The sequence below is a fragment of the Sneathiella sp. genome (assembly GCF_041689005.1).
In the GTDB taxonomy this organism is placed as follows: Bacteria; Pseudomonadota; Alphaproteobacteria; order Sneathiellales; family Sneathiellaceae; genus Sneathiella.
Genome location: NZ_JBDNHC010000152.1, coordinates 1 through 10,228 on the forward strand (window position 1 = coordinate 1; position 10,228 = coordinate 10,228).

At 49.4% G+C, this 10,228-nt stretch carries 9 protein-coding genes, 1 tRNA gene and 1 pseudogene; 6 read left to right on the plus strand and 5 right to left on the minus strand.

Translation table 11 applies throughout. The annotated features are described in order from the left end of the window. Both ACESNI_RS16895 and ACESNI_RS16900 read left to right on the plus strand, forming a co-directional pair. Positions 1-197 (plus strand): annotated as a pseudogene (locus ACESNI_RS16895) (IS110 family transposase); the annotation flags it as partial. A gap of 56 nt (positions 198-253) precedes the next feature. Beyond that, on the plus strand, positions 254-925 hold the full coding sequence (locus ACESNI_RS16900) for a GNAT family N-acetyltransferase (protein WP_373089140.1): 672 nt from the start codon (positions 254-256) through the stop codon (positions 923-925). 327 nt (positions 926-1,252) lie between these two features. Here the strand turns inward: ACESNI_RS16900 and ACESNI_RS16905 are convergent, their stop codons facing one another. The 5 genes from ACESNI_RS16905 to ACESNI_RS16925 all read right to left on the minus strand — a co-directional run bounded on the left by ACESNI_RS16905 (position 1,253) and on the right by ACESNI_RS16925 (position 6,383). After that, positions 1,253-1,714 (minus strand): DUF6538 domain-containing protein, encoded by a 462-nt coding sequence (locus ACESNI_RS16905; protein WP_373089142.1) that lies wholly within the window; start codon positions 1,712-1,714, stop codon positions 1,253-1,255. Between the two features lie 106 nt (positions 1,715-1,820). Then, a tRNA-Gln gene (locus ACESNI_RS16910) sits at positions 1,821-1,895 on the minus strand. Positions 1,896-1,966: 71 nt separating this feature from the next. Further along, complete coding sequence (locus ACESNI_RS16915; RefSeq protein ID WP_373089144.1) at positions 1,967-2,833, minus strand: 4-(cytidine 5'-diphospho)-2-C-methyl-D-erythritol kinase; 867 nt, start codon at positions 2,831-2,833, stop codon at positions 1,967-1,969. Positions 2,834-2,835: 2 nt separating this feature from the next. Further along, a complete protein-coding gene (locus ACESNI_RS16920) occupies positions 2,836-4,416 on the minus strand; it encodes a tetratricopeptide repeat protein (protein WP_373089146.1) in 1,581 nt (526 codons plus the stop codon). Positions 4,417-4,733: 317 nt separating this feature from the next. After that, the gene (locus ACESNI_RS16925; protein ID WP_373089148.1) at positions 4,734-6,383 is read right to left on the minus strand and encodes a 4Fe-4S dicluster domain-containing protein; all 1,650 of its coding nucleotides are present in this window, start codon (positions 6,381-6,383) and stop codon (positions 4,734-4,736) included. Between the two features lie 393 nt (positions 6,384-6,776). On the opposite strand from ACESNI_RS16925, the gene ACESNI_RS16930 reads away from it, so the two are divergent. From ACESNI_RS16930 to ACESNI_RS16945, 4 genes are all read left to right on the plus strand, one after another. Next, positions 6,777-7,502, plus strand: coding sequence for a uracil-DNA glycosylase family protein (locus ACESNI_RS16930; protein WP_373089150.1), 726 nt, complete (start codon positions 6,777-6,779; stop codon positions 7,500-7,502). 100 nt (positions 7,503-7,602) lie between these two features. Further along, positions 7,603-9,333, plus strand: coding sequence for a transglycosylase SLT domain-containing protein (locus tag ACESNI_RS16935; protein WP_373089152.1), 1,731 nt, complete (start codon positions 7,603-7,605; stop codon positions 9,331-9,333). Beyond that, positions 9,320-9,868 (plus strand): molybdenum cofactor biosynthesis protein B, encoded by a 549-nt coding sequence (gene moaB / locus ACESNI_RS16940; RefSeq protein ID WP_373089154.1) that lies wholly within the window; start codon positions 9,320-9,322, stop codon positions 9,866-9,868. The genes ACESNI_RS16935 and moaB overlap by 14 nt, the downstream gene beginning before the upstream one ends. Positions 9,869-9,967: 99 nt before the next feature. Next, the coding region (locus ACESNI_RS16945) for a hypothetical protein (RefSeq protein ID WP_373089156.1) at positions 9,968-10,228 on the plus strand (261 nt) is incomplete at its 3' end.

The following is a 10,228-nucleotide window of genomic DNA, read 5'->3' on the forward strand; positions in this document are numbered from 1 at the left end:
GGCGATACATCATTCGCAGCCTGCTCTATCAAGCCGCCCTCGTTGCGTCGACGCACAACAAAACCCTCAAAGTCTTTGCGGCGCGGTTAAAAGAAAGTGGAAAACCACACAAAGTCGTGCTGATCGCTGTGGCCCGGAAACGACTCACGATCGCCAACGCGCTTGTGGCAAAAAACCAGCTTTGGCGTGCGTCGTAAATACAGTTGCTAGATTTGCAGACATATTGTCCACTAAAAATGAGGAATAACTAATTTTGATGGAAGACATGCGCCACTGGACCCCGCGCAAATTGCCAACAACCGTTCCGTTGGAAGGGCGATATGTACGGATTGAACCGTTGAGTGTTAAGGCTCACGCACAAGATTTGTTTGAGGCTTCATACGTTGAAAATGCGGACGACAAGTTCAGGTGGCTGCCGGAATTGCCGCCGACAGATCTCACCTCGTTTAGTAATTGGATGGCCACGGCCTCAGTCAGAGAAGATCCGCTGTTCTATGCCATCATCGACAAGGCGACATCCAAAGTTGCAGGACGTCAGGCGCTCATGCGGATCGATAAGGCCAATGGTGTAATCGAAATTGGCAACATCTATTGGGGCCCTTTGATTGCCCGCAAAGCGGCAGCGACTGAGGCCCTGTATTTATTTGCAAAACATGTGTTTGAGGGTTTGGAGTATCGTAGGTTTGAATGGAAGTGTAACGATGAAAACGTTCCCTCAAAGAAAGCAGCTCTTCGCTTTGGATTTCAGTATGAAGGGACGTTTCGGCAGCACCTAATCGTCAAGGGGTTGAACCGGGACACGGCATGGTATGCGATGATAGATAAGGATTGGCCCGAATTACGCCGAGCCTACGAGGCATGGCTCGATCCGTCGAATTTTGACGCAAATGGCCAACAGAAAAAGCGGCTCGAAGACCTTCGCTAAAAACTAGATGAAAAAGTCAGTCGTTCAAGCCAATTTTTCGAGAATGATAAGGAACCACAGTTAGTGTACGCCGATGCCGACTGTGGTGATAGAAGGATCATATATCCTGCTTTTGATGATAGCGGATATCTGCGGCGTATCGCGAAGTCGAAGGAATTAATAAGCAAACAGGAGTATGCAATATATTGCGAGATTGACTACTCTAATGAAATGGAGGCGCTTGACGTGCTTTTTAATGACTCCATGAAACAATAGCGAACCCATACACTCACGTTACGATTTTGCGTATTATTGATTTCATGGATATGATTACGAACGCTGTCCGAGCTATTTATGGGGATAAGTGCCAATGTGCCGCAAATTTATTTTTTTTACTAATAGTCTTTTCGTGCTCATTCGGAAGTAATGTCTTGACTGATTACCAACCACTTTAGAAGAGAGTTGGAGTGGATATGCGACAGGCACAAGCTTATCGAAAGATTTAACTGCGCTAATGGAAATGGTAGATGAAGTTGAGTTTATCCGCAAGTTCATGCAAAAAAACGTAATTATCATTGAATACCAAATGTAAAGAAATAAGCCGACTTTGTCTGAGGGGATCATTTTTGCGTACTCGAAAAGCCGTTCACTTACCAAGTATAATTGTGCGGCGCGAATTTTAGCAAGCTTCCTGCTACCCGTTCCCAATGAGCGCCTAATTTCCGTAACGCCAATTCTTTTCCTGAATTCAGAAGGAACCTTCCTTCGAAAATTAAAGGTGCCACTTTGATTCTGGAGATAGCGTCCCATTGAGCCCTCTTGCGAACAAAAGTGTGCTAGCAAAATGTACTAATTCTAATGCATTTGGTTGGGGACTCGCAAAAAGTCTAAGTGTTTGAAATAGTTAGATAAAAAATGGCTGGGGTGGCAGGATTCGAACCTGCGCATGACGGGATCAAAACCCGTTGCCTTACCGCTTGGCTACACCCCAATGAGGAGCCTCTTTCTATCCAAAGCACTGTTCAAGCTCAAGGCAAATTTTCAAAAAAGATGGAAATGCCGTCAGCAGGCGGTCTCTGCGCTGACGGGCATCGAACATACCCACCATTCTGGATGATCTGCCTCGATCCGTCGGACAGCCGTTTCTGCGCTCGCCGCTGTCTCAAAAATACCGAAGCAGGTACCGCCACTGCCACTCATACGGGACAGACGACAGCCCACAAGATTATCAAGAGCGTAAAGGACCTGGGATATTTCCGGCACGACTTCAAGGGCCGCTACTTGCAGATCGTTGCGGCAGTTGCCCAGAGCGCCAATAAGTTCGTCGAAATTGCCAGAGATAAATTCAAATACCGGGCCCGGGGCGAGCAGTATGTCCAGCTTTCGAAAGACATCGGCTGTTAAAACCGGACGTCTGTTATTAATCAATAAAATGGTAAAGCCTGGAAGACGATCAACATCAGCCAGCTTCTCGCCAATTCCAGAAAGCATGACAGGTCGACTACGGAGACAGGCTGGCACGTCGGCGCCCAACATCATCCCAATTTCTTCAAGCTGGCGAGAGGAAAAGTCGAGGTTCCAAAGCTGGTTGAGCAAGTGAAGGGTTGCCGCCGCATCGGCAGACCCGCCACCTATCCCCGCCGCAACCGGCAGGTTCTTGTTCAGAGTTATATCCGCGCCAAGTTCGCATTTAGCCTTATCCTGCAGTGCCCGGGCGGCCCGCAGAACAAGGTTGTTCTCCGTTTCTCCGACATGTTCGGCAAACGGGCCTGTCACCGTTAAGGTTAGGCCAAGCCCTTCACGTCCGGAAATTTTATCGCCGCCCGTCGGAAAAACAACGAGGCTCTCCAACAGGTGATACCCATCCTCGCGTTTGCCCTTGACGTGAAGAAAAAGATTAACCTTGGGCCGAGCAAATGCCGAAAGCATGATTAGCCGGGGCCGGAACTTTTTGCTTCAGCCTTGACGTCATCGCTGAGCCCGTCCAGCAGCTTTTCCCGGATAAGCGGAATTTGGGTCACTGCCGGATCGAGCCACAATGCCCGCTGCCACTGATAGCGCGCTTCATCCCGCCGGCCAATACGCCAGAACGCGTCGCCGAGATGATCGTTTATTGTCGAATCTGCCGCTTCCAGCGAGACTGCTTTTTCAAGCTGGGCAACAGCATTGTCAAAATCGCCAAGCCGGTAATACAGCCAGCCAAGGCTATCAATGATGTACCCATCATTTGGTCTCAAGGAAACCGCCTTGATCAACATCTCCTTCGCTTTTTGAAGATTTTCGTCGCGGTCAACCCAGGAGTAAGCCAAGTAATTGAGAATCTGGGGATGTTCCGGATTCAATTCCAGCGCCTTCAATAAGTCGGCCTCGGCCAAATCCCACTGTTTGGATTGCTCATAGGCAATTCCGCGGGCGTAGAAAAGGGACCAATGACGCGTATCATCGCTTTTCAAACGGCCAATCGCGCGGGCATACTGTTGCGCGGCGTCATTCCAGCTTTTCAGGTCCCGCTTAAGATCGGCGAGAACAACCAGCGCCTTAATATCATCGGGATATTTCTCAGCAATGGCTTCGAGAATGGTGACCGCTTCCTCATTACGGCCAAGCTTATAGATAGCCCAGGCCGAGCGGATTTTCGCGTTTTTGCCGTAGATCGAATTCGGATCAATCTGGCTATAAAGATTTAGAGCTTCCTGCCACTGCCCCCGATCCTCTTCAGCCTCCGCCAGCATGACTCTCGCTACCGGAAAATCGGGCTCCAGCATGAGCGCAAAATAGATATAGGTTGCGGCAATGCTGGTTGCCTGCTCCCGACCGATAATAGAGGCCGCAGTATAGAGCGCCTCTGCGGCACCATCGACCGGACTTTCGATCACAGGAGGAATTTTGCGTCCTGCCGCGATATCTTTTAGCAAAAGCTGTATAATCGGACTGGAGGGATGCTCCTTAATATAGGTTTCAAACAGTGCCTTGGCCTCTTCAGGCCGGCCCTGTCGCTCAAGATAAGCCCCATAAGACTGCAGCAGCCTCGCAGACCGTGCAGTAAAGCCATTCATAGCGTTTACATATTGCGTATTTGCAAGATCAGATTGCCCAGAAGCGTCAGCGAGAAGCGCCAAATGATACATTTTTAACGCTTCAAATCCGTTGAATTTGTCGAGCGCATCAAGATCTGCCATTGCGGTCTTGACATCTCCGTTGCCAAGATCAATCCATGACATCAAAAGCGGCTTGAGCAGCACATTAAATCCATTGTCGCCGGTTTTTTCAAGATTGGCTTTTGCGCTTATATAATTTTTGTGACGAAGAGCATCCAGCGCAAGAACGAGATATGCTGCGGAATTCCCGCCCGCTTCCTTAATGGTCAAAGGCGCGAGTTCCAACGCCTTCTCAACATTTCCCATCCCCAACGCGGCCTGTAATGCAAAACTTAAAAGAACGCCGTCAGTCGATCTTTGATGGAGGGCGTCGTCAAAATACGCGACTGCCGCACCGGGATCCTGATCTCTCAAGGCTTCACGTCCCGCGAGGTATTGTCCTAAATAGGACGATGGAGCCATCTCCGTTATCGCGTTTTTGTCTTGAAATAAATTTGGTGACAAATTCTGTTCACTTGATGCACTTATTCCTGCACTCATGTAGAGGGCCACTAACGAAAACGCCCCTCCGCTCATAACCCTAAATATACCCACGCTTACTTTCCTGTAACTAAAATGAATTTCTACAAAAACCTCTCAACGTAATAACTTTTCAACCCTGATATATCTTATATGTAAGTTACCTTAAGGACGAGTTAAACCGAAAACTCTATAATTAGCATAGTTCTCTCCTACATATTCGGGTAGTTCGGCCCCCCTCCCCCTTCAGGAACGACCCAGTTAATGTTCTGCGTCGGATCCTTGATATCGCAGGTTTTACAATGGACGCAGTTTTGCGCATTGATCTGCAATCGCGGATTTGAGCCGTCATCGTCAGTCAGGAACTCATAAACACCTGCAGGACAGAACCGTTGCTCGGGACCCGCATATTCCGCGTAGTTTATGTCAACCGGAACCGCAGCATTTTTCAATGTCAGATGGACCGGCTGATCCTCTTCGTGATTGGTGTTAGAAAGGAAAACAGACGAAGGCTTGTCAAAAGTATAGATACCGTCATATTTTGGGTAGTCGATTTTCTTGCAGTCTTTTGCCTTCTTAAGCACAGAATAGTCGTCATGGTGGCTGAACGTCCAAGGCGCTTTTCCTCTCAGGATTTTCAAATCCAGCCCCGTATACAGAGTGCCGGCCAGCAACCCCCATTTAAAGGCTGGACGACTATTGCGAACGCGGTAAAGCTCGTCATAAACCCAGGATGCCTTATAGAGATCCGGATAGGTGCTCAGCGTCTTGGCTGGCGCCTCACTATTCAGCTTGAACTCGGCGAGAATGGCCTCCGCGGCCATCATACCCGATTTCATGGCTGTGTGTGTGCCCTTGATTTTCGGGACATTCAGGAAGCCTGCCGAACAACCGATAAGCGCACCACCTGGAAAAATTAGTTCCGGCACCGACTGAAATCCCCCTTCATTGATGGCCCGGGCACCATAGGAAATCCGTTTGGCCCCTTTCAGCATTTCTTTCATCATTGGATGGGTCTTGAATTTCTGGAACTCATCATAAGGAGAAAGGTAAGGATTTTCATAGTCGAGCGCGACGACGTACCCGATATAGGCCTGATTATTTTCAAAATGGTAGACGAAGGATCCGCCGTAGGTATTGCGGTCAAGCGGCCAGCCAAAACTGTGGAAAATATGTCCTTCCTTATGCTGGGACGGGTCCAGTTCCCATAATTCCTTGATCCCGAGACCAAAGGTCTGCGGATCACAGTTTTCACGGAGATTGAATTTTTCAAACAGGACTTTCGTCAGGGACCCACGGACGCCTTCGGCAAATAGGGTATATTTCGCATGCAATTCCATGCCTGGTTCAAAGGACTGCTTTTTCTCACCGTCCCGGCCGACCCCCATATCTCCGGTCGCGACGCCTTTTACGGTTCCATCCTCGTGATACAGAATTTCTGCCGCGGCAAAGCCGGGGTAAACTTCAACGCCGAGCCCCTCCGCCTGCTCCGCCAGCCAGCGACAGAGATTACCCAGACTGATGATATAATTACCGTGGTTCCGCAACTGGCCGGGCAGCAGGAAGTTCGGAAAGCGTAATTCGCTCCCCTCCGTCATGAAATAAAATTTCTCTGACTTGACCGGCGTATTTAACGGCGCCCCTTTTTCCTTCCAGTCTGGAATAAGTTCATCCAGAGCTTTGGTCTCAAACACATTGCCGGAGAGTATATGCGCGCCGATTTCGGAACCTTTTTCAAGGACGCAAACCGATATGTCGATATCAGCTTCCAGGCTGAGCTGCCGTAACTTTATTGCCGCCGACAACCCCGCCGGGCCACCGCCCACAATAACGACATCAAACTCCATAGATTCGCGTTCCATTTCAAGCCTCTTCTTACTTTTCCGACTACTCAATCACTGTCGCATTCTATTTTTCTGGTGATCCCTATACGACGCGCGTTCACCGATGCTCAACCAATTTAACCATGACACTATATTTTTTCTGCGGTGCGTCAATCCCGTTTCCCTCACGTTTTGGCAGTTTCCGGCGCTTTTTTTGCCGTGGGAAATTGGAAAAACTCAAATTTAATTTCTCCCTCCGAAGCGCGAGCCGATCTAGGTTCCTGAAACGATTAAACAATAGTGAAAAAATAGCCTTTTGGTCCCTTCTAATGAAAGAAGAATGCCTGATATAATAGCCCCATGGAAACCAGGTCCAATATAAACGGGTTGCTCAGATTTTATCTTGAGGCCGGTGTCGATGAAACCATCGGATTGAGTACGATCAATCGTTTAACCATTAAAGCCACCGGACCGGAGCAAAGCACCGCCCCGGAGCAGCCCCCTCAACACCGCAATTCGCCGCCGCTGCGACAAAAGGCATCGGCCCCTTTACCGTCGCCTTCTGATGAAATCCTGCAGGCGAGAAAACTTGCCACCAGTTGCCAGACAATAGAAGATCTCCACGAAGCCGTTAAGAATTTCGACGGTAGCATTCTAAAAAGAATGGCCATGAGCACGGTCTTTGCCGAGGGAAGTCCCGATTCCAAGCTCATGATCATTGATCGGCAGCCCTCAGTCGAGGAAGATCGAAGCGGCAAACCATTTGCCGGTAGGCCGGGCGATCTGCTTGAAAAGATGCTGGCCTCAATCGGTCTCGTTCGGGAAGATGTCTATCTGGCCAGTTTTCTCCCATGGCGACCCCCGGGAGGACGTGCGCCGACCGACGAGGAACTGTCCCTGTGTATTCCTTTTATCGAACGTCATATTTTTCTTGCTAATCCCGAATTTGTCCTAGCCTGCGGAGAAGCTGCAGGATACCTGATGAAACGAAAAACCGGTATCAACAAGTTACGTGGCACATGGTTTGACCTCTCCATTCAAGATGCGTGTTTTAAAATGCTGCCGGTGTTTCACCCCACATTTCTGCTTGACCATCCTGCTGCAAAAAAATATGCGTGGATGGATTTTTTGCGTCTTAAATCCGCGATGAAAGGATAAGCCGCCTTATTGTTGCCTAGTTCCCCGACTTGTGGCCTGTGTCTTTTTAAGTATAGTCTTGCCCATGAATATTGTCTCAAAAGTTTTGTCTCTGGCCGTAATGCTTGTGGTTGTAACAAGCCTGTCGGCGGCGGCGGCGGAAATACCGTCGGTTCTGTCGGCGAATGACACCACAAAATATCGACAGGTTTTCCAGCTTCAAACGAAAGGCGACTGGAAAGCGGCCGACAAGCTGATCAAAACGATCGACGACAAGATACTTCTCGGCCATGTCAAGTTCCAGCGTTACATGCATCCGACAAAATACCAGGCTAAATATGAGGAACTGCATCTTTGGATGAAGGCCTATTATGACCATCCCGGTGCCTATCGTCTATATAAGCTGGCAGAAAGCCGACGGATACCGGGGTGGAAACCTCTATCGCAGCCCCTGTATGGTAAATATCTCGGGGGCACCGGACCGGGGCAGCCGTATTTTCTATCCCGCCCATATAAAAGCTCCCGGCATCGTTCCGCCCAGACCCGTAATAATGTTGCTCATGCCCAGCGTACCGTCCGGCGGTATCTCTATAATGGCCAACCAACCAACGCCGTTAAGTATATCGAACAAAAAAAGGTAATAAAGCTCCTCGATCAAGTGGAATATGACCAGCTTCTGGAAAAAATAGCCAAAAGCTACTTCCTATATGCGAAGGATGACAGCGCCATAAAGTATGCCGAATTGGCACTTCGAAAGTCGCGAAAATATGTACCGATTGCGGATTGGACAGCAGGACTTGCCGCCTGGCGTCGGGGTGATATTGAAAAAGCAGCGGGCCATTTTGAGGCCCTCGCAAGCGCCAGCCGAATTTCAGACTGGAATTTCACCGCCGCGAATTGGTGGGCGTCACGGGCTTATTTGAAACTCGGCAATCCAGAAAAGGCTGTTTATTTCCTCACCCAAACCGCAAGCCAGCCAAGAACATTCTATGGCCTGCTGGCGCTTCGTCAGTTGGGGATTGAAAAGCCGTTCAACTGGGATCTACCGGAGTTGCAACCGAATCAAATTGCCTGGCTCCTTAAAATACCATCCGCCAAACGCGCCATCGCGCTCAGCGAAATTGGCCAATACAATCTTGCCGCTCAGGAATTGCGGGCTGCCTTCCCGAGCGCTAACCCGCGTCTTGCGCCCCTCCTTCTTGCCCTTGCCGAGCAGATTGGGGCACCGTCGGTGGCCATGCGGATGGGGCTTTATCTCTGGGAAACCGAAGACGTCGCCTGGGATGCTGCGATCTACCCGATACCGAAATGGCAGCCCGTCGGCGGATTTAAACTCGACCGAGCATTGCTCTTTGCTTTTATGCGTCAGGAATCAGGGTTTTATACTTTGGCCAACAGCGGTGCCGGAGCCAAAGGATTAATGCAGATTATGCCGACCACGGCAAGCTATCTGTCCGGCGACCGCACCCTTCGTGAGCGCAATAACAAAAAGCTGTTTAACCCCGCCTATAACCTTGAACTTGGTCAACAATATCTGACTTATCTGATGGAATATGACGACGTGGAGACAAACCTTTTCCATCTCGCCGCCGCCTATAATGGCGGGCCGGGCAATTTAAAAAAATGGAAAAGTGAAACAAAATACCTGAATGACCCGCTTTTCTTCATCGAAGCGATGCCAAGTAAGCAAACCCGGGATTTCATTAAACGCGTCCTGACAAATTTCTGGATATACCGGCACCGCATGGGACAGGATCTGCCCGGATTAAACCAAATCGCCCGGGGGGAATGGCCGCAATATCAACACCTGGATAAAAATTTGGGAGAGGTGGCGGACAATGCCCGGAATTGATACATCACGTCCTTTTATTGCCGTTCGCATCGCCGTGCTGACTGTTTCTGATACGCGCACGCTTGACGATGACCGATCCGGCCAGACTCTGGTCGATCGATTGGAAGCTGCAGGACATATTCTTTCCGACCGGAAAATTATCAGGGATGAAATTCCTGATATCCAGTCAGTCGTAAAAGACTGGATCAAAAATGAGGATATTGACGTGGTGATCTCGACCGGGGGAACCGGTGTTACCGGCCGCGACGTCACCCCAGAGGCCTTTTTGGCCCTTTATGAGAAGGAAATTGCCGGATTTGGTGAGTTGTTCAGAATGCTGAGCTATCAGAAAATAGGTACATCAACAATTCAGTCCCGGGCAACCGGCGGTGTTGCAGGCGGTACTTTTCTGTTTGCCCTGCCCGGTTCGACCGGCGCAGTAAAGGATGCCTGGGACGATATCCTTGTCCATCAACTCGACTACCGCTTCATGCCCTGTAATTTTGTTGAGCTGTTTGATCGATTGCAGGAACATGAAAAGCGGTCAAAATCCTGACGGAATCCTCACCAAGCTTATGAAATTAAAAACGAATTATTAATTTTTTGCGGGTAAGGCTAGGCAGGGAAATAAATCCATGCAGAACTGACGAGGAAGATGAGACGTTTTTTCACGACCGCCCGGTATCGCGCCCATAACCGCAAGGATAATCGGCATGAGATTCCGCAACTTCACCTCACACTGGAAAACCGAGAATTTGCCACTTATGACTGGGGTCTCGGTGGATTTCGCATTGACGATTTCAACGGCCGCCCTCCCGTGGGAGACTTAATGACAGTTACCAATATGTCCTATGAAGCTGACAATTCAAAAAGCGTTAATTACACAGCTGTTGTCACCCGGGTTCTCATCGGTAAA